Origin of the sequence: Rhodococcus sp. PAMC28707, assembly GCF_004795915.1 — a bacterium.
GTDB lineage: Bacteria > Actinomycetota > Actinomycetes > Mycobacteriales > Mycobacteriaceae > Rhodococcoides.
Map to the genome: position 1 here is coordinate 1,428,580 of NZ_CP039253.1, position 23,457 is coordinate 1,452,036.

The 23,457-nt window shown below is 63.8% G+C and carries 22 protein-coding genes and 1 riboswitch; of the genes, 10 read left to right on the plus strand and 12 right to left on the minus strand.

All coding sequences use genetic code 11. The annotated features are described in order from the left end of the window. Window positions 1-62: 62 nt before the first annotated feature. From purD to E5720_RS06510, 3 genes are read right to left on the minus strand one after another with little or no spacing between them, the layout of a single operon-like run. A complete protein-coding gene (gene purD / locus E5720_RS06500) occupies window positions 63-1,313 on the minus strand; it encodes a phosphoribosylamine--glycine ligase (RefSeq protein ID WP_136169968.1) in 1,251 nt (416 codons plus the stop codon). 41 nt (window positions 1,314-1,354) lie between these two features. Beyond that, the gene (locus tag E5720_RS06505) at window positions 1,355-3,310 is read right to left on the minus strand and encodes a glycosyltransferase family 39 protein (RefSeq protein ID WP_247596189.1); all 1,956 of its coding nucleotides are present in this window, start codon (window positions 3,308-3,310) and stop codon (window positions 1,355-1,357) included. Next, window positions 3,307-4,551, minus strand: a complete 1,245-nt coding sequence (locus tag E5720_RS06510; protein WP_136169970.1) for a bifunctional glycosyltransferase family 2/GtrA family protein — start codon at window positions 4,549-4,551, stop codon at window positions 3,307-3,309. The genes E5720_RS06505 and E5720_RS06510 overlap by 4 nt, the downstream gene beginning before the upstream one ends. 80 nt (window positions 4,552-4,631) lie before the next feature. Between E5720_RS06510 and E5720_RS06515 the strand changes: the two genes are divergently transcribed. Both E5720_RS06515 and E5720_RS06520 read left to right on the plus strand, forming a co-directional pair. Then, window positions 4,632-5,057: an HIT family protein gene (locus E5720_RS06515; protein ID WP_088945295.1), complete on the plus strand. Its 426-nt coding sequence runs from the start codon at window positions 4,632-4,634 to the stop codon at window positions 5,055-5,057. 21 nt (window positions 5,058-5,078) lie between these two features. Beyond that, on the plus strand, window positions 5,079-6,452 hold the full coding sequence (locus tag E5720_RS06520) for an MFS transporter (protein WP_136169971.1): 1,374 nt from the start codon (window positions 5,079-5,081) through the stop codon (window positions 6,450-6,452). 7 nt (window positions 6,453-6,459) lie between these two features. On the opposite strand, the gene E5720_RS06525 is transcribed toward E5720_RS06520, so the two are convergent. Together E5720_RS06525 and E5720_RS06530 are read right to left on the minus strand one after the other, a co-directional pair. Next, the gene (locus E5720_RS06525) at window positions 6,460-7,845 is read right to left on the minus strand and encodes a HAMP domain-containing sensor histidine kinase (RefSeq protein ID WP_136172487.1); all 1,386 of its coding nucleotides are present in this window, start codon (window positions 7,843-7,845) and stop codon (window positions 6,460-6,462) included. A gap of 11 nt (window positions 7,846-7,856) precedes the next feature. Beyond that, a complete protein-coding gene (locus tag E5720_RS06530) occupies window positions 7,857-8,555 on the minus strand; it encodes a response regulator transcription factor (RefSeq protein ID WP_136169972.1) in 699 nt (232 codons plus the stop codon). Window positions 8,556-8,638: 83 nt separating this feature from the next. Further along, a riboswitch (guanidine-III (ykkC-III) riboswitch) is annotated at window positions 8,639-8,703 on the plus strand. A 14-nt stretch (window positions 8,704-8,717) separates the two neighbouring features. On the opposite strand from E5720_RS06530, the gene E5720_RS06535 reads away from it, so the two are divergent. Further along, on the plus strand, window positions 8,718-9,032 hold the full coding sequence (locus E5720_RS06535; RefSeq protein ID WP_136169973.1) for a multidrug efflux SMR transporter: 315 nt from the start codon (window positions 8,718-8,720) through the stop codon (window positions 9,030-9,032). Window positions 9,033-9,057: 25 nt separating this feature from the next. Further along, window positions 9,058-9,858, plus strand: a complete 801-nt coding sequence (locus E5720_RS06540; RefSeq protein WP_136169974.1) for an ABC transporter — start codon at window positions 9,058-9,060, stop codon at window positions 9,856-9,858. On the opposite strand, the gene E5720_RS06545 is transcribed toward E5720_RS06540, so the two are convergent. Next, the gene (locus tag E5720_RS06545) at window positions 9,852-10,553 is read right to left on the minus strand and encodes a dienelactone hydrolase family protein (protein ID WP_136169975.1); all 702 of its coding nucleotides are present in this window, start codon (window positions 10,551-10,553) and stop codon (window positions 9,852-9,854) included. The two genes, E5720_RS06540 and E5720_RS06545, sit on opposite strands and share 7 nt — an antisense overlap. 9 nt (window positions 10,554-10,562) lie before the next feature. Next, window positions 10,563-11,708: an acyl-CoA dehydrogenase family protein gene (locus tag E5720_RS06550; protein ID WP_136169976.1), complete on the minus strand. Its 1,146-nt coding sequence runs from the start codon at window positions 11,706-11,708 to the stop codon at window positions 10,563-10,565. Between the two features lie 94 nt (window positions 11,709-11,802). Between E5720_RS06550 and E5720_RS06555 the strand changes: the two genes are divergently transcribed. Beyond that, window positions 11,803-12,372 carry a TetR/AcrR family transcriptional regulator gene (locus tag E5720_RS06555; protein ID WP_136169977.1) on the plus strand — a complete coding sequence of 190 codons (570 nt, stop codon included), beginning with the start codon at window positions 11,803-11,805 and terminating at the stop codon, window positions 12,370-12,372. On the opposite strand, the gene E5720_RS06560 is transcribed toward E5720_RS06555, so the two are convergent. Beyond that, on the minus strand, window positions 12,373-13,983 hold the full coding sequence (locus tag E5720_RS06560; RefSeq protein ID WP_136169978.1) for a PucR family transcriptional regulator: 1,611 nt from the start codon (window positions 13,981-13,983) through the stop codon (window positions 12,373-12,375). 119 nt (window positions 13,984-14,102) lie between these two features. Between E5720_RS06560 and pruA the strand changes: the two genes are divergently transcribed. Continuing rightward, window positions 14,103-15,752: an L-glutamate gamma-semialdehyde dehydrogenase gene (gene pruA, locus E5720_RS06565; protein ID WP_136169979.1), complete on the plus strand. Its 1,650-nt coding sequence runs from the start codon at window positions 14,103-14,105 to the stop codon at window positions 15,750-15,752. Next, window positions 15,749-16,696, plus strand: coding sequence for a proline dehydrogenase family protein (locus E5720_RS06570; RefSeq protein ID WP_136169980.1), 948 nt, complete (start codon window positions 15,749-15,751; stop codon window positions 16,694-16,696). Before pruA ends, E5720_RS06570 begins: the two co-directional genes overlap by 4 nt. Here the strand turns inward: E5720_RS06570 and E5720_RS06575 are convergent. Beyond that, complete coding sequence (locus tag E5720_RS06575; protein ID WP_136169981.1) at window positions 16,676-17,221, minus strand: hypothetical protein; 546 nt, start codon at window positions 17,219-17,221, stop codon at window positions 16,676-16,678. The two genes, E5720_RS06570 and E5720_RS06575, sit on opposite strands and share 21 nt — an antisense overlap. 77 nt (window positions 17,222-17,298) lie before the next feature. Here E5720_RS06575 and E5720_RS06580 point away from each other — a divergent pair, with 77 nt between their 5' ends. Further along, a complete protein-coding gene (locus E5720_RS06580) occupies window positions 17,299-18,900 on the plus strand; it encodes an NAD(P)/FAD-dependent oxidoreductase (protein ID WP_136169982.1) in 1,602 nt (533 codons plus the stop codon). Here the strand turns inward: E5720_RS06580 and E5720_RS06585 are convergent. Together E5720_RS06585 and E5720_RS06590 are read right to left on the minus strand one after the other, a co-directional pair. Further along, a complete protein-coding gene (locus tag E5720_RS06585) occupies window positions 18,897-19,343 on the minus strand; it encodes an STAS domain-containing protein (protein WP_247596191.1) in 447 nt (148 codons plus the stop codon). The two genes, E5720_RS06580 and E5720_RS06585, sit on opposite strands and share 4 nt — an antisense overlap. Window positions 19,344-19,535: 192 nt before the next feature. Then, on the minus strand, window positions 19,536-20,012 hold the full coding sequence (locus tag E5720_RS06590) for a MarR family winged helix-turn-helix transcriptional regulator (protein WP_136169983.1): 477 nt from the start codon (window positions 20,010-20,012) through the stop codon (window positions 19,536-19,538). A 210-nt stretch (window positions 20,013-20,222) separates the two neighbouring features. Here E5720_RS06590 and E5720_RS06595 point away from each other — a divergent pair, with 210 nt between their 5' ends. Next, window positions 20,223-22,217: an MMPL family transporter gene (locus E5720_RS06595; RefSeq protein ID WP_136172489.1), complete on the plus strand. Its 1,995-nt coding sequence runs from the start codon at window positions 20,223-20,225 to the stop codon at window positions 22,215-22,217. Between the two features lie 5 nt (window positions 22,218-22,222). Next, the gene (locus tag E5720_RS06600) at window positions 22,223-22,849 is read left to right on the plus strand and encodes a lipocalin family protein (protein WP_136169984.1); all 627 of its coding nucleotides are present in this window, start codon (window positions 22,223-22,225) and stop codon (window positions 22,847-22,849) included. A gap of 65 nt (window positions 22,850-22,914) precedes the next feature. Here E5720_RS06600 and E5720_RS06605 read toward each other — a convergent pair whose 3' ends face one another. Next, on the minus strand, window positions 22,915-23,415 hold the full coding sequence (locus tag E5720_RS06605; protein WP_136169985.1) for a MarR family transcriptional regulator: 501 nt from the start codon (window positions 23,413-23,415) through the stop codon (window positions 22,915-22,917). Between the last annotated feature and the right edge of the window lie 42 nt (window positions 23,416-23,457).

A 23,457-nucleotide genomic window follows, 5' to 3' on the forward strand; every position in this document is an offset into this window, starting at 1 on the left:
ATTGCGCGAAATTTACGGGATTCGGGAAGTTTCGCGCAATAGTGGAGCAAAATTCACGGGGCTCACAAAGAGATTCGGCCCTCGAGGGCTGCGAGGCCGATATCGGTGCGAAAGTGGCTACCCGGCAACCGGATCGACTCGATCTTCGAGTACGCATCAGCTCGGGCAGCGGCGAGATCCGCACCGGAACCCACGACGCTGAGTACCCGGCCACCTGCGGAGACGACCTTGCCCTCGCGCGAGGCCGTACCTGCGTGGAAAACGCCCTCGCCCTCGGCTCCGGTGATCGCATCTCCGGTGCGCGGACGGCCGGGGTAGTTCTCCGCCGCCAGGACCACGGTTACCGCAGCGCCGTCCTTCCATTGCAAAGGTGCCAACGAAACCAGCGTCCCGGTAGCTGTCGCGTTCAACGCCTCACCGAGAGGAGAATCGAGCAACTCGAGAACTGCCTGGGTCTCGGGATCGCCGAAGCGACAGTTGAACTCGACCACTGCGGGGCCGTCGACGCCGATCGCGAGGCCCGCGTACAGCAGGCCGGAGAACGGGCAGCCACGCTTGACCATCTCGGCGGCGACGGGCTCGACGACCTCGCTGACGATCTGGTCCACGACGGCCTGCGGAAGCCACGGAAGCGGGGTGTACGCCCCCATTCCGCCGGTGTTCGGTCCGGTGTCGCCGTCGCCGACACGCTTGTGGTCTTGCGCCGGCAACAGGGGCACTACCGTCTCGCCGTCGACGAGGCAGAACAGTGACACCTCGGGTCCGTCGAGGAAGGACTCGAGCAACACCGGATGTCCGGTTTCGAGGAGTTCGGCGGCGTGATCGCGGGCGACGAGCCGATCGGTGGTGACCACGACGCCCTTGCCTGCCGCGAGTCCGTCGTCCTTGACGACCCAGTTGGGTCCGAATCGGTCGAGTGCCGCATCGAGCTTCGCGGGTGAATCGACGATCTCACTGTGCGCGGTTCGGACGCCGGCCGCAGCCATGACGTCTTTGGCGAACGCCTTCGAGCCTTCGATACGAGCAGCTTCTGCAGACGGTCCGAAGGTGGCGATCCCGGCCTCGCGCAATGCGTCGGCGACGCCGAGTACGAGCGGAACTTCCGGCCCGATGACGACCAGGTCCGCTTCGACCTTGCGAGCCAGTTCGGTGACCGCCGCACCCGAGGCGACATCGACGGGGTGTTGCTCGGCGAGCTTAGCCGTTCCTGCATTACCTGGAGCGACCAGCAGCTTGCTGACCTTGGGGTCCTTGCTCAGAGCAAGTAGGAGGGCGTGCTCACGAGCACCGGAACCTATGACGAGTACGCGCACAGTGGACAAGAGTATCGGCTCGACCCGCTCCGAGCGAAAACTCAGCTATTCAGGTCGTACAACGTCACGCTGTCCACCGTGGTCGCGGTGTAGTTGGCCGCCACCCATTCCGCTATCTCGGACGAAGTTCCGGTCTTGTTTCCGCCCATCCCGCCACCTGCGATGAAGTAGTGGATTTCGCCGTCGGCAACGTACCGCTGGAATTCAGCGAGTGTCGGCGACGGATCGCTGCCGTTGAATCCACCGATCGGCATGACCGGATCCTCGGTGGCCAGTTGGTAGCCGGAGGCAGTGTTGGAGCCGACTGCTGCCGCGACCCAGGTGTACGACTGAGCGTCGGTGTCGAGCAGCGAGATGATGGCCTCGGTCGGGGTGCTGCCCTGAAGCAATCCTCCTGCGCCATCGCCGGTGCCGCCGCCACGTCCATCCGTCGTGCCGCGTTCGTCCGTGACGCCGCCGGGAACTCCCGCCGCACCCGGCGCTCGACCAGGGCCACCGCCATCACGCGTGCCGCGGTCACCGCGCATACCTCCGCCGAAACCTCCCATCCCGCCGACATCGGGTCCGGCGGTGACGATGGAACCGGTGTGCGGGGTTGCGAGCGTATCGACGGTGTACGCAGTAGGACCTGCCAGTCCTGCGAACATCATGGCGAGAATCGATGCGGCCGCCAGCTTTCCACGTGTCATGGCCGGAATCAGTACGAGCACTGCGCCCAGGATGCCGAAGCCGAGGATCGTCCAACGAAGCCACGGCTGGAATTCTGCGCTGCGGCCCAACAGAATCCATGCCGTCGCTACCGCGACGAGGGTGGCCACCGCCATTCCGATCCGGACCCAGTATCGTTCGCGACTGCGCCAGGCGAGCACACTGCCTGCGCCGATCGAGGCGGCGATCGCAGGGGCAAGTGCAACTGTGTAATACGAATGGAAGATGCCTGCCATGAAGCTGAACGTCAACCCGGTAACCAGCAGCCACAGTCCCCATACCGCCAGTGCTGCACGTTGCGGATCTTCTCGACCAACTTTGCCGCGCAGCACGATTCCCAGTACGACAAGGAGTAGCGCGGACGGAATCAGCCACGCGATCTGACCTCCTTGGGAGGGGTCGAACATGCGGGTGATTCCGGTTTCACCCCACATGCTGCGGCCTGCTCCACCGGTCCCGTCACCTGCGTGTGCGCCACCCGGAGTGACACTGCCGGTCTCGTTGCCACTCAGGCGTCCGAGTCCGTTGTATCCGAAGGTGAGTTCGAGGATCGAATTGTTCTGCGAGCCACCGATCCACGGCCTCGACGACGCGGGCCACAGCTCGACGATCAGCAGCCACCAGCCGGCGGATACGATCGCGGCACCGAGCGCAGCAAACAACTGCAGGAGCCGCTTACCCAGCTTCGGTGGGCCTGCGAACAGGTAGACCAGCGCAATCGGCGGGATCACGAGCATCACTTGCAACTGCTTGGTCAAGAATCCGAAGCCGACGAATACGCCGGTGAGCACGAGCCACCGAGTGCGGCCGCCCTCGACGGCACGCATCGCCGCCCAGACTGCAGCGATCATCAGAAGTACGAGCAACGCGTCGGGGTTGTTGAAGCGGAACATCAGGGCCGCAACAGGGGTGACCGCCAGTGTCAGACCGGCAAGAAGCCCTGCTGCAGCTCCGAATTGCCTTCGAACGGTCGCCCACAGCAACGCCACGGCACCGACGCCGAGCAACGCCTGCGGGATCAGCATCGCCCACGAGTTCAGTCCGAATATTCGAACCGACAGCGCCATCAGCCATAGTGACATCGGTGGTTTGTCCACGGTGATCGAGTTGGCCGCGTCGGAGGAGCCGAAGAAGAACGCCTTCCACGACACCGACCCTGCCTGTATTGCAGCGGAGTAGAAGGAATTGGCCCAGCCGGACGCACCGAGGCCCCAGATGTAGGCGACGGCCGTGCCGAGGAGGAGCGCGCCGAGACCGATCCACTCCCAACGGCGACCCGATGCCCTCACTGTGCGGCTTCTTCGGCGGTACGGAAAACCCAACGGAGGGCGACGAATCGACATACCGTTGCGACGAGATTCGCCACCACGAGAACGGCAAGTTCGAGGTGCCTGGATGCTCCTGGCACCCACGCGTGCAGTATCGCCAGTGCACCACTGGTCATGAGCAGCGCGAAGGCGAAGACGATCAATCCCTGAATCTGATGCTTGCCTGCGCTCTTCGAGCCCCGAATTCCGAACGTGAAGGCTCGATTTGCTGCGGTGTTGAACACTGCAGTGATCAGTAGGCCGAAGAAGTTGGCGGCCTGCGCTCCGATCAGCGGATGCAGGATCAAGTACAGCAATGCGTACGCTGCAGTGCTCGACACCCCGATGATGGCGAACCGAACCAGCTGTCCGACCATGCCGTGCGGCACACCTGGCACCAAAGGCTCCCGCCCGAGGCTCGTGCGCAGCTCGGCGATCGGCAGGGCGCCGCAAGCGAGAGCTCTCCCGATCCGCCAGCACCCCTGCAGGTCCTTGATCGCAGTATCGACGATGTCGACGCTGCTGTCGGGGTCGTCGACCCAGTCCACCGGAACTTCATGGATACGGAGTCCGACTCTCTCGGCGAGGACGAGCAGTTCGGTGTCGAAAAACCAACCGGTGTCCTGAACCAGCGGCAGTAGCTCCTGGGCGACGTCCGTCCGGATGGCTTTGAATCCGCACTGTGCATCCGAGAAGCGTGCGCGCAGCGAGGTACGCAGAATCAGGTTGTAACTGCGTGAGATCATTTCGCGTTTCGCGCCACGCACCACCCGCGAGGATCGGTTGAGTCGTGATCCGATCGCGAGGTCGGAGTGTCCGGACACGAGCGATGCGATGAGCGGCATCAACGCATTGAGATCGGTGGAGAGGTCGACGTCCATGTAGGCCACAACGTCGGCTTCGGACGCGGACCACACTGCCTTCAGTGCACGCCCTCGCCCTCGGTCGTTCAGGTGATGGACGCGGACTCCATCGATGTCACCGGCGAGACGATGTGCGACGGCGAGGGTCCCGTCCGTGCTCGCGTTGTCGGCGATCGTGATCTGGGCGCGAAAGGGAATGTTCGCATCGAGGTGCTCGTGTAGCCGCCGGACGCACTGCTCGAGATCGTTTTCCTCGTTGTACGCGGGAATGACCACCTCGAGGGTGGCGGTGGCTGTCGAATCCGACTCTCGGCGGTTGTCTTCGTTCCGTCCGGCTCGAAGTAGTGAGTTCGCTGTCATGACAACAGGTTCGGGCCTCGACCTGCGACGTCCCTGCCACCGAGCTGGCAATCAGCTGTGATCCGCCTATCCTTGCAGCTATGGCATCGGTTTTCAGCAAGATAATCAGCGGTGAGATTCCGGGACGATTCGTGTGGCAGGACGAGGACGTTGTGGCATTTTTGACTATCGCCCCGGTTACTCCAGGTCACACGCTCGTCGTTCCTCGCGAAGAAATCGATCAGTGGCAGGACGTCGACGGCGCCACCTTCGCCAAGATCACGGCGGTCGCGCAGGTGATCGGCACAGCAGTGCGGTCGGCGTTCGACGCACCGAGGGCAGGGCTGTTGATTGCCGGGCTCGAGGTTCCGCACCTTCACCTGCACGTGTTCCCGGCCTACGACATGGGTAACTTCGACATCTCCGGCGCAGACCCGAACCCGTCACCGCAGTCGCAGGACGAGGCCGCAGAGAAGCTGCGTGCCGCGCTCCGCGAGGCCGGCCACGGCGCCAACGTCCCTACCTGATTTCGCTCGGTCCCCACGCGGATGACCATCATCGACTCTGCCGTCGACCAGCGACGGTCCCTCACGATCGCTGCCCTCGGCACCCTGCTCACTCTCGTCGCGTTCACGTCACCGCTGGCGACGATCAACTCCACCGCCGCCACCCTCGGCAGTGACGCTGCCGGTAAGACGTGGATTCTCAGTTCCATGAGCATCGGGCTCAGTGCGGCACTGCTCACCACCGGAACGCTGGCCGACGACTTCGGGAGGCGTCGCACGTTCGTTTTCGGCGTGCTCGTGCTGGCGGTCGCCTCGGTGGTCTGCGCTGTGTCGCCGAATACCGTGATCTTCGTTCTTGCGCGCGTGCTGCAAGGACTGGGCGGCGCCGCCGTGATCGCGTCGAGCCTCGGAATCATTGCGCATACTCACCCGGCAGGCCCACGCCGTGCGCATGCCAGTGGCGTGTGGGGCGCCAGCCTCGGCGCAGGCATCGCCCTCGGCCCTCTCCTGGTCGCGACGCTCGATCGGCTGGCAACCTGGCGTGACGCGTATTGGCTGGTAGCGGTCGCCGGCGCACTGCTCGCCGTCGCCGCGCATCGATTCGTGCGGGAGTCGACGTCCGATACTCCTCGTGGACTCGATCCCGCCGGCGCGCTCCTACTGGCGTTCGGGTTGAGCGCTCTTCTCGCTGCCCTCGTCGAAGGGCGCCAAGGGTGGGTGCGGCCACTCCCGTTGATTCTCTTCGCGGTATCGGCGGTGCTACTGATCGTTTTCGTCGTCGTCGAATACCGAAGTCGCGCAGCAATGCTCGATCTGAAACTGTTCACCCAACCCGCGTTCGTCGCAGCTACGGTCGCGGCAGTCGTCACTGGTGCGGGGATCATCGCGCTGATGTCGTTCATGTCCGGATTTCTCGGTAACGCCTACAACATCGATGCTTTGGGCGCGGCGCTGTTGCTCTTCGCCTGGTCCGCTACTTCCGTCGTGACAGCCCTTCTCGCGCGACGTATTCCAGCCCGCGTCACCGGCAGTGTGCAACTGGCAGCAGGTCTGATCGGGGTTGCGATCGGGCAGCTCGCAATGCTCGGCCTGTCGGTGGACTCGACCTGGCCTCGACTCCTCCCGGGCCTGCTGTTCGCAGGTATCGCGAGCGGAGTTCTGAACGCAGCACTAGGGCGCGAAGCCGTCGCGAGCGTCCCGGCCGGACGTGCGGGGATGGGCAGCGGCGCGAACAACACCGCCCGCTATGTCGGATCTGCGGTAGGTGTGACCGTGGTTGCGGTGTTGGCGGTGCCGCGAGGAACGAGTTCTCCTGCCGCGCTCGTCGAAGGTTGGAACTCCGCAGTCCTGTTCACCTCCGCAGTATCGGTAGTCGGCGCACTGGTCGTGCTGCTGTGCCGGGGAAAGAAGAACTAGCGCGGCCCTACCCGTCGATACGTGGTAGTTCGACGCGGAAGCTCGCGCCCTGTCCCGGTGTGCTGTCTACGGTCACGGTCCCGCCGTGTGCGCTGACCAGTGCGGCAACGATCGACAGCCCGAGTCCGCTGCCACCGCTTTCGCGTGTGCGTGAAGAGTCGGCGCGATAGAACCGCTCGAAGACGTGTATGGATTCTTCTGCCGACAGCCCGGGGCCGGTGTCGCGTACTTCCAGTAGCGTTGTCGTGTCGGTGGTTCCGACGCAGACCGTGATCTCGGCTTCCGCGGGGGTGTGCCGGATTGCGTTGCCCATCAGGTTTCCCAGTACTTGACGCAACCGTGCATCGTCTCCATTGACCTCTGGAATACCAGGCCCAGGAAGCATTTTCAGGGAAATTGCGCGTTCGGGAGATACTGCTTTGGCATCGAGGACTGCGTCTGTCGCCAAGGACAGCAGATCGACGTTGTTCATCTCGAGGGGCCGTTGAGCATCCAACCGCGCCAACATCAGCAGATCCTCGACGAGCAGGCCCATCCTGGCCGCTTCACCTTCGATCCGTTTCATCAGCAGCGTGATATCGCTCATCGCGCCTTGGCGGTAGAGCTCGGCGAATCCTCTGATCGTCGTCAACGGCGTTCGCAACTCATGGCTCGCGTCGGCGACGAAGCGTCGCATCTTGTCCTCCGACGCGCGTGCTGCCTCCTCCGATGCCGCACTGGCTGCGAAGGCACGCTGGATTTGTGTCAGCATTCCGTTCAGCGCCGCCGACAGTTTGCCGATCTCGGTGCGCTCACTGCGTTCGGGGACACGCTGGTGCAGGTCTCCGGCGGCAATCGCGGCGGCAGTCTCCTCGACCTCGACGAGCGGGCGCAGACTGCCGCGAACGACGAAGTATGCGACGACGGCAAGCACTGCGAGAACGACTGCGCCGATCATCGTTTGGAGCACGATCAATCTGTCGACGGTCGTTTCGACCGCGATGAGCGGCTGCGCGACCACAGTCGAACCGTTCTGGTTGCTGATCGTCAGCACACGCCATTCGGTGCCGCCGCCTTTCGATCGCACGGTAACCGTGGTTCCGATCGGGACACCGTCGGTGTCGGGAACACCGATGTCAGCATCCGGCGTCAGCACGAATCGCGACTGCCCCGCAGGGTCGGTCACATCGACGTAGAAGTCGCTCGGCGGTCGACCTTTCGACGACGACGACGACGACGGCGGGCCGTCGAGACCCCGCGGTTCGGCCCAGGTACGGGACGCCTCGACGAGAGATTGATCGACACGTCGGACCAGCGAAGTCTGGAGAGTCGACGTCACGGCGATTCCTGACGCCAGAAGGCCGGCGGCGACGAGTAGCAGCAACGCCGCCACCAGGGTGAATCGCAGTGGAATGCTGCGAAGTCTCACCGCGGCTTCCGCATGACGTAGCCGACGCCCCGCAGGGTGTGGATGAGAGGCTTGTCCCCGGTGTCGACTTTGCGGCGCAAGTAGGACACGTACGATTCGACGACCCCGACCTCGCCGCCGAAGTCGTAGTGCCACACGTGATCGAGGATCCGCGGCTTACTGAGCACCGTGCCCGCATTGATCATGAAGTAACGCAGGAGTGTGAACTCGGTGGGTGAGAGCGAAACCGGTTCGCCGGCCTTCCACACTTCGTGCGTGTCGTCGTCGAGTTCGATGTCCGCGAAAGAGATTCGCGACGGTTCTGCCTCTTCTGTTTTACCCGACCGCCGAAGTATGACGCGTAGGCGAGCAACGACCTCTTCGAGGCTGAACGGCTTGGTGACGTAGTCGTCGGCACCGAGCGTCAGTCCAGTCACCTTGTCCTCGACGGAATCCCGGGCTGTGAGAAACAGCGCTGGCGCGTCGACGCCGTCTGCTCGTAGTCGGCGAAGGAGCCCGAAGCCGTCCATTCCTGGCATCATGACGTCGAGGATCACCGCTTCGGGGCGAAATGTTCTCGCCTTGTCCAGGCCTTCCGGACCCGAAGCGGCAGTCTGGACGTCGAAGCCCTGGAATCGGAGACTGACCGACAGCAGTTCCCGAATCGTCGGTTCGTCGTCGACAACCAGTACGCGCGCTCGCGGTGGATGGCTCACACCACCATCATGAACCGGACGCCTGCGCACTTACTGGGCGCTCGCTGTGATGTTCCTGTGAACCTGTACGTTGCGGTACCGTCGTACCGGTCTCTTCATGACTAGCGGACGAGCGCACCGTACCCGGCCTGCGACAAGACGGTGCAAGGGAGTGTTGTACGCGTGGCTTGGTTGATTTTGGTCGTCTCCGGCGCCTTCGAAGCGGTCTGGGCAACGGCCCTCGGCAAGTCCGACGGATTCTCCAAACTTGGTCCGACGATCGTGTTCGCCGTCGCTCTCGTGATCAGCATGGGCGGTCTCGCACTCGCGATGCGCACGTTACCGACCGGCACCGCCTACGCGGTCTGGGTCGCGATCGGCGCGGCACTCACCGTCACCTACGCGATGATCACCGGCGACGAGGCCGCGTCGTGGATCAAGGTTGCGCTGTTGATGGGCATCGTCGGCTGCGTGGTCGGCTTGAAGGTCCTTCCATGATGTCTCCAGCGGTTACAGTAAAACCATGAACTGGGTGTCGGCGATCACATTCCCTGCGCGTGCCGGGATCGCGATGACGGAAACTGCGCTGCAAGTGACCAGCACGGTCCTCTCCACCACGCGATTCGTCCTGGAATCTGGCGCCGTCAACCCGATGAGCCTCGCGGCGGTAGCCAATCCTCGCGGCGGCACCATGCAGTTGCTCACACAACTCGGCCAGCTGACTTCGGACGACCGTGCCTTCGGTAACGCCCTCCGCGAAGGTGGGCCACTGGACCGGCTCCTCGCACCCGGTGGCGTAGTCGATCGGTTGACCGCGGAGGAAGGCACGCTGGAAAGGCTGCTGGCCGACGGCGGCCCGGTCGATCGGGTGACGGCCACGGGCGGGCCACTCGACAGGTTGCTCGCCGAGGACGGCCCTCTCGAACGGCTGCTTGCCGAGGGCGGGCTTCTCGATCGGATCACCGCCGTCGAAGGTCCGCTCGAGCGGCTCACCGCGACCGATGGTCCCCTCGAATTGCTGACGAGGGAGGGCGGAATCATCGAACGGGCACTCGAGGAAGGCGGCCTGCTCGAACAACTACTCTCCGAGGGCGGCGCCATCGAACGACTGACCGCCAAGGGCGGTCCCCTCGATCAGCTCGTCAGCCTGTCCGAAACGTTGTCTTCGCTTGCCCCGAACCTCGAACGTATGGGTGTCAGTGTCGACATCCTGCAGGATTCGGTCGAGATACTCTCTGCTGCCGTAAATCCGCTGGGCGAACTGGTCGGACGGCTCCCCAACCGCTGGCTCAAAGGGAAGCAGCCCGTGTCCGAGCTTCAGTGAAGGTGCCGACCGAAGAAGTCGAACACCCGAGCAAAGGCGTCTTCGGCCTGCTCCTCTTTGAATCCGAGGCCGCTGATACGCCGGAGAACCGCAGCCGTCTTGTTGCCGGGGAGTGCGTTCGCGAAACTGTGACCGGCGCCCGGGTACGTCTTGACGTCGTGTGGAATTCCTTTGTCGGACAGTACTTTTTCGAGTTTCCTACCCGCACCGATCAAACTCGGATCGTTCTTTCCGTACGAGGCGACGATCGGGCATGCGCCGTCGAGCGCCTCCTCCATATCCTTCGGCGAGACTCCGTAGAACGGCGCGCTCGCCCCGAACCCTCTCGGCGACAACAGCAGCGCGAATCCGCCGCCCATACAGAACCCGACTATCCCGACGCTGTCGGTCGCGTCCTCACGCGCGAACAGATACTCCCGAGCCCCCAGCAGATCGTCCACGGCGACGCCGCTCTGCCCGAGAAGCGCTCGGAAGACACCGACAACACACTTGCGCATTCCGCCTCGGCTGTACAAGTCGGGCGCCAGCGCCAGGTAGCCCTGATCGGCGAACCGGCGCGCGATGGCTACGGTATCCGAGTTCAGGCCGAATGCGTCGTGCACGATCACGACACCCGGCCACGGCCCTTCCCCAGCGGGCATTTCCAGTACAGCGGCAATCGGGCCTGCGGGGGTGTCGACCTGGATGTCAGCCATCACCGAAGATTAACCCACCGACCGCAGTCCCCGCGCGATCACGAGACGCTGAATCTGGTTGGTGCCCTCGAATATCTGCGTGATCTTTGCATCCCGCATGTACCGCTCGACCCGGAAGTCGCGGGTATATCCGTATCCACCGAACACCTGGACGGCGTCGGTGGTCACCTTCATCGCGGCATCGGTGGCGATGAGCTTGGCGACGGATGCGCTTCGCGAATAGTCGAGCCCGCTGTCGCGGCGTCGGGCGGCGTCGATATACATAGCGCGGGCAGAATCGACGGCGGCTGCCATGTCGGCCAGCAGGAATCCAAGCCCCTGATGGTCGACGATCTTCTTGCCGAACGTCGTACGTTCGTTCGCGTAGGCCACCGCGTCGTCGAGGGCCGCTTGGGCGATTCCGACGGCGACCGCGGCAATACCGAGACGCCCGGAATCGAGTGCACTGAAAGCGATCTGCAGGCCCTGCCCCTCGGTACCGATACGTCGTTCGGTTGGAAGGTAGGCGCCGTCGTAATGAGCCGAGGTCGTCGGTACCGAGTGCAGTCCCATCTTCTCCTCGGGTTTGCCGAACGTGAGCCCGTCGAGGTTCTTGGGCACCAGGAAGCAGGAGATACCCTTCGACCCCTCACCGGTGCGTGCGAAGAGGTTGTAGAAGTCGGCGATGCCGCCGTGGGTGATCCACGCTTTCGCTCCCGTGACAGAGTATCCGTCACCGGATGGCACTGCCTTGCAGGTCAGGGCGGCGGCGTCGGATCCGGCCTGCGGCTCGGACAGGGAGTAGGCACCGATCTGCGAGCCACCGAGCATCTCCGGCAACCAGCGTTGCTTCTGCTCCTCGGTTCCGAATGCCAGTAACGGCGAGCAGGCGAGGCTGTGCACGCTGACGGCTACCGCGACCGCGGCCCATCGGGACGCCAACTCTTCGAGGACCTGCAGGTAGACCTCGTACGGCTGCGCTCCGCCGCCCCATTCCTCGGGAAACGGCAGACTGAGCAACCCTGCCTCGCCGAGCTGAGCGAACACGCCGTCCGGGTACGTCTCGGCTTTTTCGTGTGCGTCGACGATCGGGTCGAGCACTTTGTCCGCGACGTCACGGGTGAGCTGGATGAGATCTTTGGCTTCCTCGGTGGGCAGCAGGCGATCGACGGGCACTGGGCACTCCTCACGAAACCACGGACAGTACTGGAATCACGTTCACAGTACTGCACACAGTACTGTGGCGTCGAGTGCAGTACTCTTTCGCGGTATGACCGCAGCTCACGCGACTATCCGACGCGCCCAGCTCTTCGACCAACTGGTCGCGTTGTTCCTCGACGAAGGATTCGCGCACCTGACGCTCGAGGACATCGCGGCCCGTCTGCGATGCAGCAAATCGACGCTGTACACATTGGCGGGGAGCAAGGATGAGCTCGTGCGGACCGCGACCGTTCATTTCTTCCGTGGCGCGACCGACCGAGTCGAGGCATCCATCGCTACCGTCGAGGGGACCGGCGCGCGACTGACCGAGTACCTGTCGGCGGTCGGCATTGCACTGCAACCCGCGTCGGCGCAGTTCATGGACGATCTCGCAGCGTTCCCCCCTGCCCGCGAGGTCTACGAGCAGAACACCGCTATTGCCGCTGCACGCGTGCAGCAACTGATCGACGAAGGCACTTCGGCCGGGGACGTCCGCGGAGTCCATGCCGTTTTCGTTGCCGATGTGGCTGCGACGACGATGGCTCGAATCCAGAGCCGCGAGGTGGCCGAGCGCACCGGGCTCGAAGACTCGCAGGCCTACGCCGAACTGGCCGCGCTGCTCACGACCGGCATCACCTGATCAATCGTGCCGCGGCAGAAGTCGGAGCTGAATCTCCATCAGCACCCGCTCGTCAGGATCGGAAAGGTCGGCTCCGAGAATCTGCTCGACGCGAGCTATCCGGTACCTCAGCGTATTCGGGTGCACACCCAGTTCCGCTGCAGCACTACGAATCTCGCCGAAGCGCGAAAGATAGACGGCCAGACTCGACACCATCGCCGAGGAGTGCCTCGCGTCGTAACTCCTGAGCGTCTCCATTCGCGGGTCGAGCAACTGCGGGTGATGGGAGACGAGTTCTACGATTTCGCCCAGCAGAACGGACGTACGTGACTCGGCGAGCGAGGTGACCCGATGCTCACCCATGGTGCGGTCGAGCACTCGATCGACTTCGAATCGAGCTGCCGGGACGTCGGTGAGTGACGCGACGGGAACGGTCAGTGCCGCACGCAGCGCGACGCCGGTCCGCTCTTCGATCCGAACGATCACTTCCCGCGTCCAGGATTCCACGGCCTTCACCGAGGTGATCGCCGGGAACAGTACGTAGATACGGTCACCGATTTTCGTCGCCAAGGAGAGGCGATGAAAGGCACTGGCATGCAACCGAACCGCGGGCGCAACCTCGCCGATCGGGCGGCTGTCGACCGCGGCGAATCCGATCGTCGCGGCCGGCCCCGACGTCGGAATCGACAGTGCCGCAGCAAGCGACGGGATGTCGACGCCTCCCCCTCGCGCGCCGAGCAATCGCTGAATCTGCACGGCCTCGTTGCTCGGCGCATCCAGAATGCGTGTGATCAACCGCGCCGCGACGGCAGCGGCACCGGTCAGGACGCCATCCGCGTCCTCGGATATGGGTCGATTGCCTTCTTGAATCCAGATCGAGCCCAGGTTGGCGATGGTGCCGGACGCGTCGGGAATCGATCTGATCCCCACGACGAGTCGACGCCGAATGCCGAGGTCGGGGGCGGCGGGCACTTCGAGAACGTCGTCGCTGGTTCTGATGCGTTCGAATACGCCCCAGTCGGTGAGGGTGCGCAGGTAGTCGGCCGGGCCTTCGCGACCGAGAATGGACAGTGTTCGGAGTTCGTCGGCCGCGCTCTCCGACGCCGAGTACGCCAGCACGTGCGATCGCTCGTCCTCGATACTCACCATTCCCTTGGTCAGGGATGCGACAGTGCGCGCGAGACCGTAAAGGTCGGTGTCGGCACCGAAACGTCCTTCGTCGACATCATCGGTGTCGAGGCGCCGAAGCGAATGATCGAGCACTCCACGAACGATCGACAGCAACCGTTCCCAGTTCGTCTGCGGGTGGACGGCGATCAGCGCGATCCCGCACTGCCGCGCCGCGTGTTGGATCGGCACCGAATCGCCGACGCCCTTGGCCATCACTGCCCGTGGCCGCGTGTGCGGCCGCGCCAACTCCAGATCGTCGAACCATGCCAGAAGTCCGGATTCGGAGGCACCGACCACCAGGGCCAGGTCGGCGACCGCGTTGTCGGACAGGTCGCTGCCGTCGAGCAACGCTACCGAGCGGATGTCGGTGTGTCCCCCGGCCGGGCTCACGACGAGTTCGACGAACGCACCGGGTAAGGCGTCGAGCAGTGTCGCCAGCTCGACTCTGGAATCTTCGTCCATCTGGACAAGTAGAGCACACACTTCTCGTTCGATCAGCTGAATACAAACGGCTGTTCACAGGCTTGGATTGGTCCCACGTAGCCCGAATAGTTCAGCGAGTGCGGTCAGGAGGAGTCTTCATGGACGCCGTCACTTCGGTACCCGTTCCGATCAACGAACCGGTCAATACCTATGCTCCCGGCAGCCCTGAACGTGCTCGCCTGCGCGCTCGATTGGACGACCTTTCCTCGAATCCATCCCACCTTCACCAGGTCATCGGAGGCGTACATCGCTCCGGTACCGGACCCGGACAGCACGTCGTGCAACCCCACCGGCACTCGTCCGTCATCGGCATCTTCACCAGCGCCACACACCAGGACGTCCGCGACGCAATCGACGCAGCCATCACGGCCGCACCGGCATGGCGTGATCGCTCGTTCGACGATCGGGCCGCGGTGTTCCTGCGGGCCGCGGACCTTCTTGCCGGACCCTGGCGTGAAACAGTGGCGGCGGCAACGATGTTGGGCCAGTCGAAGTCCGTCTACCAGGCCGAGATCGACGCGCCGTGCGAGCTGGTCGACTTCTGGAGATTCAACGTCTCTTTCGCGCGGCACATTCTGGCAGACCAGCCGGTGAGTTCCCCAGGAGTATGGAATCGGGTGGACTATCGCCCGCTCGAAGGGTTCGTCTACGCCATCACTCCGTTCAACTTCACGGCGATCGCCGGTAATCTGCCCACGGCGCCCGCGCTGATGGGCAACACCGTGCTGTGGAAGCCGTCGCCGACTCAGTCCGTCGCCGCATATCTGACTCTGCAACTGCTCGAAGCGGCGGGACTTCCACCCGGAGTGATCAACCTGGTGCTCGGGGACGGTCCACTCGTATCCGAGCACGCATTGAGCGACCCACGGCTGGCAGGGATCCACTTCACCGGTTCGACGGCGACGTTTCAGCACCTCTGGCGTGAGGTGGGAAACAACATCGCCCGGTACAACTCCTATCCGAGGCTGGTCGGCGAAACGGGGGGCAAGGACTTCGTTCTCGCACACAGTTCGGCCGATCCTGACGTCCTCACCACTGCGCTGATCCGGGGAGCGTTCGACTACCAGGGACAAAAGTGCTCCGCCGCATCACGGGCTTTCGTACCGAGGTCCCTCTGGAACCGGATGGGAGATCCGTTCGTCGAACAGGTGTCGCAATTGAAATTCGGCGATGTGAGCGACCTGTCCAATTTCGGTGGCGCAGTCATCGACCAGCGGGCCTTCGACCGCAATGCCGCCGCGCTCGATCGCGCCAGGTCCACGCCGGGCCTCACCATCGCGACAGGTGGAACGTGTGACGACTCCGAAGGTTACTTCGTCTCTCCCACAGTTCTTCTCGGTGACGACCCGACGGACGAAGCATTCGCCACCGAGTACTTCGGTCCGATCCTGACGGTGCACGTGTACGAGGATTCTGCGCGGAATTCCTACCAGGACATCCTGAGCAAAATCGACTGCGGATCGAAGTACGCACTCACCGGAGCAGTCGTTGCGAAAGATCGGACGGCCATCGAGCAGGCGCACTCGGCATTGAGATTCGCAGCAGGCAATTTCTATGTGAACGACAAGCCGTCCGGCGCCGTCGTGGGTCAGCAACCGTTCGGCGGAGCGCGAGCGTCCGGGACGAACGACAAGGCCGGGTCTGCGCAAAACCTGCTGCGGTGGGCCTCCGCGCGCACGGTCAAGGAGACATTCGTTCCGCCTACCGATCACCACTACCCCCACCAGGCGGGCAAGGGTTCGACGTGAGTGCGGTGGTTGCCAATCCGCTCCGACCTGCGCTTCTGGCCGCGGCACGATCCGCGAGACTCGAGGCGATGGTGAGCCGATTTCCACTCACCAGAACGTTGGTGGACCGTTTCGTAGCAGGGGAATCGGAGTCCGACGCGATGGCGGCAGTGCGTTCGTTGTTGGCTTCCGGCCGGAAGGTCAGTGTCGACTACCTCGGGGAGGACACCACCGACGTAGCGACGGCGAAGGCCACGGTCGATGCGTATCTTTCTTTGCTGCAGTCTTGTTCGGCCTTGCGAACCGAACAACACGACGCCCTCGAGGTGTCGGTGAAATTATCGGCGCTCGGGCAGGGCATCGCTCGTTCGCTCGCACTCGACGGCGCACGCACCATCTGTTCCGCCGCCGCCCGGGCAGGTATGTGGGTGACAGTGGATGCGGAGGACCACACGACTACGGATGCGAGGTTGTCCGTCGTAAGGGAATTACGGCAGGAGTTTTCCGACGTCGGCACCGTGCTGCAGGCCTATCTCATGCGCACCGCGGACGACTGCCGCGAGTTCTCCGGCCCCCACTCTCGGATTCGCTTGTGCAAGGGCGCATACAACGAACCACTTGCGGTCGCCTACGGAAGCCCTGGTGACGTCGCCGACTCGTATGTGCGGTGTCTCCGAATCCTCATGGATGGCGACGGCTACCCGATGGTTGCGTCCCACGACCCCGAGATGATCCACGCTGCAGCACGATGTGCCGAATCTTCCGGTCGGACAGAAGTCGACTACGAATACCAGATGCTGTTCGGAATCCGCGAGGCCGAACAACTTCGCCTGGCAGCCGAAGGGAAGAACCTTCGGGTCTACGTTCCCTACGGCAATCAGTGGTACGGCTACTTCATGCGCCGCCTGGCCGAGCGGCCTGCGAACCTCATGTTCTTCCTTCGCTCACTGCTCACGCGCAAGTAAGGCCGCTCGTTCGCGCACTTCCTGCACGGCCGAGCGGATGAGATCGGAGTCGGAACCGTCTGCCCTCGAACCGATTTCGAGCTCGATGACGTCGTTCAGCATTCGCGCGGGCAAGCTCTGCACGAGCTGTGGACGCACGGGGAGTATGCCCACCACAAAAATTTGCTCGACCGTCTCGGTGTCGTACATTTCGGCGACGATCTCGACGACGGTCTTCTCCCCTGCGCGGTGTCGTGGCGCAGTTCCGGACTCGACCGTAATCGAACTCGTCGCGACGCCCCGGGCATCGAAGGTGTCGATATCGGCGCCGCGTTGATCCACCGATACGACGACATAGGGTCCTGCGTCGTCGAGCGGATCGGATTCGGTGTCCACTCTCGGCACACCGACGAATCGGGCCTCGGTCGGCTCGGCCCCCGGCTCCCAGTCGGACGCGTCCCGCGCGGCCTCGACAGGCGCCCCTGCGGACACCGCATCGTGCACCGAATCTGTCTGCATATGCTCGCGCTCACTGCTCGTCGACATCTGAAGGGGGTGCCCAGGTCTCCGCGCACCAAACATCACGACCGTTGTGTCTTTCACCGAGACGTACCGTAGGGCTCATGACACTTCGTTCTGCGGACGCCGTGGTGATCGGCGCCGGACACAACGGACTCGTAGCGGCTGCTGCATTGGCAGACGCAGGCTGGGACGTAGTAATTCTGGAGGCCGGCCCCGAAGCCGGAGGCGCTGTCCGCAGTGCCGAGCTCATACCAGGATTCAGCAGTGATCTCTTCAGTGCTTTCTATCCGTTGGGCGCCGCGTCACCCGTGATGACCTCACTCGACCTCGAGCATCATGGCCTGCGGTGGTCGCGTTCGCCCACCGTCTACGGCCACGCACGCTCCTCGATGGACGAGTCCGCCCCCGTCGTCCACAACGACGTCGCCGATACCGCCGCGGCGTTGGCCCAATACGACAGTCGCGATGGCGATGCCTGGTTCGACCTGTTCGATCAGTGGACGAAGATCCGGAAGCCGATGCTCGACGCCTTCTTCGGACCGTTCCCGCCGGTGCGCGCCGCTGCGTCGTTGGCCAGAACCTTGGGTGCCGCGGACGTTCTGCGGTTCGGGCGGTTCATGGCTCTACCGGCACGCGTCATGGCGCACGAGCTCTTCCGAAGCGAGGCCGCCAGGTGCCTCCTGCTGGGCAATGCCATGCACGGTGACGCCCCTTCCGACGCGCCCGTCAGTGGTGCGATGGGCTATCTGCTGACGATGTTGGCGCAGGACGTCGGATATCCGGTGCCTACGGGTGGCGCGAGCAAGCTCGCCGATGCGCTCGTGAGCCGTGCAGGCAAGGCGGAACTGCGCTGCGGCAGCCCGGTCGATCGCATCGATGTCGCCGGCGGACGTGTGTCAGCGGTTCATACGGAGGGTGGGGATACGGTGTTCGTCCGTCGGGCCGTCATAGCCGACGTCTCCGCACCGATGCTCTACGGTTCCTTGCTTCCGGTTGACGCGGTACCCCGACGGGTGCACGAGGATCTCCGCAACTTCGAATGGGATACCCCAGTGGTCAAGGTCAACTACGCCCTCGACCGCCCCATCCCGTGGCGCTCGGCAAGCCTCTCGGGTGCCGGGACCGTGCATCTGGGCGCCGACGACGACGGCCTGGTCCGATGGTTGGCCGATCTGACCACCGGGGTGCTCCCGGAACGTCCGTTCATGCTGTTCGGGCAGATGACCACGGCAGACGCCTCCAGATCACCGGCGGGCACCGAGAGCGCCTGGGCGTACACGCATTTGCCGCGCGGAGTGACCGACGACGCGTCAGCCGATACTGTCGCCGACCGGGTACGCGAGGTGCTCGAAGAACACGCCCCCGGGTTCAGCGGGTCGATCATCGCCGAGGTGGTCCAGCGACCGTCCGATCTGATGGGCGAGAACGGCAATCTCTACGGCGGCGCGGTCAACGGCGGAACCGCACAGTTGCAGCAGCAGTTGATCTTTCGGCCGACACCCGGACTCGGACGTTCGGAAACCGTCGTCGAGGGACTGTTTCTCGGTAGCTCTTCTGCGCATCCCGGCGGAGGAGTTCACGGGGCAGCAGGGATGAACGCTGCGCGAGCGGCATTGGGTCAGCAGGGTCCGCTCGGCCGGATACGAAAAAAGGTGACCAGCTCCTTGCTGGAGCTGGTCACCCGAGACCGAGAAGAACGTTAGCGCTTCGATGCCGCTTCGACGGCGTCGGCAACTCGATCGAAGACCTGCACGGCAGGTTGGAGCGACGCAGCTTCCAACAACCGATGCACCGGGTGTCCTTCTACTAGCGACCAGCTCGACCCTGCTTCTTCGGTCCCACTGTCGAGGGCGCTGAAGACGGTAAGGCCGGCGATGCCGAAGAAGCCGACATCGGACAGGTCGAGTACGAGGTGCCGGTGCGCGTCGATGTGGGTGGATGCGAACTCGGCCAGCATCGGTGCACTGCGGATATCGATGTCGCCGTGCACGCTGACAACGAGCGCGGCCGAGCCGAACGGTACGGCTCGAAATATTGCGCCGGTAGCAGCCACGGACACCGAGGTATCTGCTGTGGCATGAGTATTCATTGCGGCCTGGTTGTGTGCGGTTGCGTCGTCTTCGACACCGCGCGGAGTAACAGTCATAGCCATCCCATCGTCTTTTCGATCGGGAGGGAAACGGTACGAGAGCGGTGACAGTCGAATGTGAACTTGAGTTCCGCTAACGGCTGAGACAGCCAGGGCGTCTCCCCCGACAACGGCTGTTAGCTCAACCTCGGTCAATCCTACGTTACTCGGGCCGTCCGGCATAGTGAAGACGAATCGAACACCGAGATCTCAGGTGATCCGTGGAAGGAGTTCCTCGTGATGCCCGCGCATCGAGTCGATCAAAGCGACGAAAACTCGATGCGCCGCAGCAAGATCCGAGTCGGGCACATCGGCAAGCGCGGAATTGGTACGCATACCGAGCGGACCGAAGAATTCACGTGCGACGGCCATGCCGTGGTCGGCATAGCGGAGAATCACTTTTCGACGGTCACGTTCGTCTTTTTCTCGTCGTATATGACCCGACTCGATCATCCGCTCGACCAAGTACGTCATAGCTGCGGACGACAACCCGAGCCGGGCGCCGAGTTCGCCCGTCGTCAGCGGCGTGCCTTCGACGTCGGCGACCATGATCAGGAGCAGTGCACGAAAATCGTTGTGTCGCAGTTCGTGTTGCGCGCTGAATGCGCGCCCGATCTCCTCGGAGACGGCGGACAGCGCACGTACGTCGGACGAGATTTTCGATTCCAGCTCGCTTCGATCGGCCACTGCGGTCCTCTCTCTTCGAAGATGCGCTCAGACTATCCGCATGGCCGGCGCCTGATCTTGCCGGTTGATTAATGTCTCAGTTAGTGAGATTGTTTGCCTGTGGACAGCTCACGCCGCGAAGACGGCTTCTGGATCGGATTCGCCCGGATTGTCACCTCACGCCGGTCGTGGGCAGTCGCGCTGGCCGTCCTGGTGCTCTCGCTAGGGTTCATGGCGCTCGTCGGCGAGAACGACTCGGCCGGAAGCGCACCGTCCTCGGTGCCACCCGCAGCTGAGTCCGCCCAGGTCACCGAGCTGTTGACCCAATTCCCCGGCGCAGACACCGCACCGGCGATACTCGTCGTCAGTCGATCCGATGGCGAGGTGTTGTCCGAAGCCGATCTGGCCGCCGCGCAGCAAGCCCTCGATCGGACCGCGGTCGCCGCGGGCACCGACACCGGTTCGCCTCCGCTCGTGCCGGCACCCGACGGCAAAGCAACGCTCGGCCTGGTTCCGATAGACAGTTCGCTGTCCGGGTTCACTCTCGACGACCTCGTCACCTCGCTGCGCACCGCTGCCGTCGACGGCCTTCCCGACGGCCTCGACGCGCAGGTGACCGGCGGACCGGCATTCGGCGCCGACATCGCGAACTCCTTCTCCGGCGCAAACTTCACCCTCCTCGCGGTCACCGCACTCGTGGTCGCGATCCTTCTCATCGTGACGTACAGATCGCCTGTTCTGTGGCTGGTTCCGCTCCTCGTCATCGGCTTCGGCGATCGCGTCGCCACCTCCGTCGGAACGGCGCTCGCCGAGGTGACCGGCCTGTCGTTCGACGGTTCCACCTCCGGCATCACCAGCGTTCTCGTCTTCGGAGCGGGTACGAACTACGCGTTGCTGTTGATTTCGAGATATCGGGAAGAGTTGCGGGCCGAGCCCGATCATCGACGTGCACTTGCCCGAGCCGTCCGCCACGCCGGGCCTGCAATTCTCGCCAGCAACGCCACCGTCGTGCTGGCATTGTTGACACTGCTACTGGCGATCCTGCCCAGCACCCGCAGCCTGGGTGCACTCGCGGCAGCAGGCCTCGTCGTCGCAGCCGTGTTCGTCCTCCTCGTTCTTCCCCCGCTGCTGGCATTGTTCGGACGAAAGCTGTTCTGGCCCTTCATCCCAGGACCTGACGATCGCGATACCGCCACCTCGGGGGCCTGGTTCTCCATCGCCGCCGCAGTATCACGACATCCAGCACGCACGGCGTCGATCACGATCGTCGCGCTCCTCGCCTGTGCCGGTGCTCTTTTCGGAACCGGTATCGGCTTGTCACAGACCGAGCAGTTCCGCGTGACCGCCGAATCCGTCGAAGGCTTCGACACCCTCTCCGAGCACTTCCCCGCAGGTCTCGCCGATCCGACGACAGTGGTCGGAAAGACGGATTCGGCCGCCGAGATCGAGTCCGTCCTGGCAGCCAACGCCGCCGTCACCTCGTTCACTCGTGGCGCCGACTCCGGCACCGGCCTGACTCGATGGTCCGTCGTATCCGACTCGCCGCCTGCGTCCGAGGAAGCGTTCGCCGTCATCGAGGATCTACGCGGTTCGCTGGAGGACATTCCAGATGCCGAGGCGCTCGTCGGCGGCAGTGACGCCCAAGCCCTCGACACCAGTGACGCCGCCGCCAGGGACCGGCTCGTCGTCGTGCCCGCCATTCTGATCGTCGTTCTCGCTGTGCTGCTCGTATTGTTGCGCGCCATCGTCGCCCCGCTGGTGCTCGTCGGCACGACAGTGCTGAGCGCCCTGGCGGCCCTTGGCATCGGTAGCTGGGTGAGCTTGCACATCTTCGGATTCCCGGCTCTCGACGACAACGTTCCGCTGTTCGCCTTCCTGTTCTTGGTTGCCCTCGGCGTCGACTACACGATCTTCCTCGTCACGCGTACCCGGGAGGAGACGCCCGGCCATGGCACTCGCTCGGCCATCGTGCGGGCGGTGGGCGCCACGGGTGGTGTCATCACGAGTGCTGGCATCGTGCTGGCCGCGGTGTTCTGTGTGCTCGGTGTACTTCCGCTCATCACGCTCACTCAGCTGGGTATCATCGTCGGCCTCGGCATTCTGCTGGATACCTTCGTGGTGCGCACGTTGGTCATTCCAGCCCTGTTCACCCTCATCGGCCCGGGGATATGGTGGCCGAACACATTCGATTCCAGCAGTACCGAACTGGTGGGACAAAAGGAGTGAAATCCATGAAGGTACATTCGATGCTCACACGCGCGCTCGTTGCGGGCGCATGCGCCACGGGGATGCTGCTCGCCGGCGGAATCGCGCAGGCAGCACCTGCCCCGTCCGGTTCGGCCGGATTCGAACCCCTCGCCCCCGTCCCGTCCCTCGATGTCGCTGAATACCAGGGCACCTGGAATCAAATTGCCGCCGTACCGCAGCCGTTCAACCTCGAATGCGCGCGCGACACACAAGCCAAATACACCCTGCTCGATCCGGCGAACGTGCGCGTGGAGAACACGTGCACCACCTGGAACGGGGAGCAGAACTACATTCTCGGCAACGCCCGCGTCAACGACACGGTGACGAATGCCCAGCTGCACGTGAGCTTTCCGGGCGTACCGACCCAGGAGAACCCGGAAGGGCCGACCAACTACATCGTCGCCTACATCGCGGACGACTACTCCTGGGCGTTCGTCGGAGATCCGTTCCGGACTTCGGGCTTCGTCCTGTCCCGCTCATCCGAAGCGAGCCCGGAAACATTCCGCGAAATCCGCGCCGTCGCCGAATCGCTCGGCTACAACTCGTGCCTGATTCTCACCTCGCCCACACCAGGCGGAGCAACGGGCGTTCAGCCACTCTGCACCGTGTAGGCGCCTCGCATGTGAGTGGAATCAGCTCTCATCGAGGACGTTCCACTCACATGCGAAGAGTCGCGTTACTCGATCTCGAGCGCTACCTTCCGTAGCAGGTGTGCCAACGCCTCTGTTTCATCCTGGCTCAGCCCGTCGAGCAGTTCACGATCACGCGCGAGTCGCAGCGGAAAGACGGTGTCGACCAATTCGACGCCGGCAGCGGTGAGTTGTAACAGCACGACTCGCGCATCGCGGTCCAAGCCGCGGCGCTCGACCAAGCCTTCCTTCACCAGGCGTTCCGAGATCTTCGTGGTGGATGCCCCACTGAGCATCGTCACCGAGGTTACTTCGCTCGCTCGTAGTGGTCGTTGAGCCCGGCGCAGTGCGCTCAAGACGTCGAATTCGGCCCGCGACACCCCACTCGGCGCGAGTGTGGAATCGAGTAAGTGGTTGGCCTGCGCAGCGATCCTTCCGATCCGTGCGAGAACTTCGATCGGCGAAGTGTCGATGTCCGGAAAGAGGGCGCCCCACTCACGGCGGACCTGATCCACGAAGTCTCCGCCAGATTTCTGCACCGAGGTCATGCTCTTCACCCTACGGCCCAGGTCACAGATGGCGACATTTAC

Coding starts and splice junctions, on each gene's coding strand:
- E5720_RS06510 (WP_136169970.1), bottom strand. CDS start 4,551: ATGACAGCGAACTCACTACTTCGAGCCGGACGGAACGAAGACAACCGC.
- E5720_RS06515 (WP_088945295.1), top strand. CDS start 4,632: ATGGCATCGGTTTTCAGCAAGATAATCAGCGGTGAGATTCCGGGACGA.
- E5720_RS06520 (WP_136169971.1), top strand. CDS start 5,079: ATGACCATCATCGACTCTGCCGTCGACCAGCGACGGTCCCTCACGATC.
- E5720_RS06540 (WP_136169974.1), top strand. CDS start 9,058: ATGAACTGGGTGTCGGCGATCACATTCCCTGCGCGTGCCGGGATCGCG.
- E5720_RS06545 (WP_136169975.1), bottom strand. CDS start 10,553: ATGGCTGACATCCAGGTCGACACCCCCGCAGGCCCGATTGCCGCTGTA.
- E5720_RS06555 (WP_136169977.1), top strand. CDS start 11,803: ATGACCGCAGCTCACGCGACTATCCGACGCGCCCAGCTCTTCGACCAA.
- E5720_RS06560 (WP_136169978.1), bottom strand. CDS start 13,983: ATGGACGAAGATTCCAGAGTCGAGCTGGCGACACTGCTCGACGCCTTA.
- pruA (WP_136169979.1), top strand. CDS start 14,103: ATGGACGCCGTCACTTCGGTACCCGTTCCGATCAACGAACCGGTCAAT.
- E5720_RS06575 (WP_136169981.1), bottom strand. CDS start 17,221: ATGTCGACGAGCAGTGAGCGCGAGCATATGCAGACAGATTCGGTGCAC.
- E5720_RS06580 (WP_136169982.1), top strand. CDS start 17,299: ATGACACTTCGTTCTGCGGACGCCGTGGTGATCGGCGCCGGACACAAC.
- E5720_RS06585 (WP_247596191.1), bottom strand. CDS start 19,343: ATGACTGTTACTCCGCGCGGTGTCGAAGACGACGCAACCGCACACAAC.
- E5720_RS06595 (WP_136172489.1), top strand. CDS start 20,223: ATGGCGCTCGTCGGCGAGAACGACTCGGCCGGAAGCGCACCGTCCTCG.
- E5720_RS06600 (WP_136169984.1), top strand. CDS start 22,223: ATGAAGGTACATTCGATGCTCACACGCGCGCTCGTTGCGGGCGCATGC.
- E5720_RS06605 (WP_136169985.1), bottom strand. CDS start 23,415: ATGACCTCGGTGCAGAAATCTGGCGGAGACTTCGTGGATCAGGTCCGC.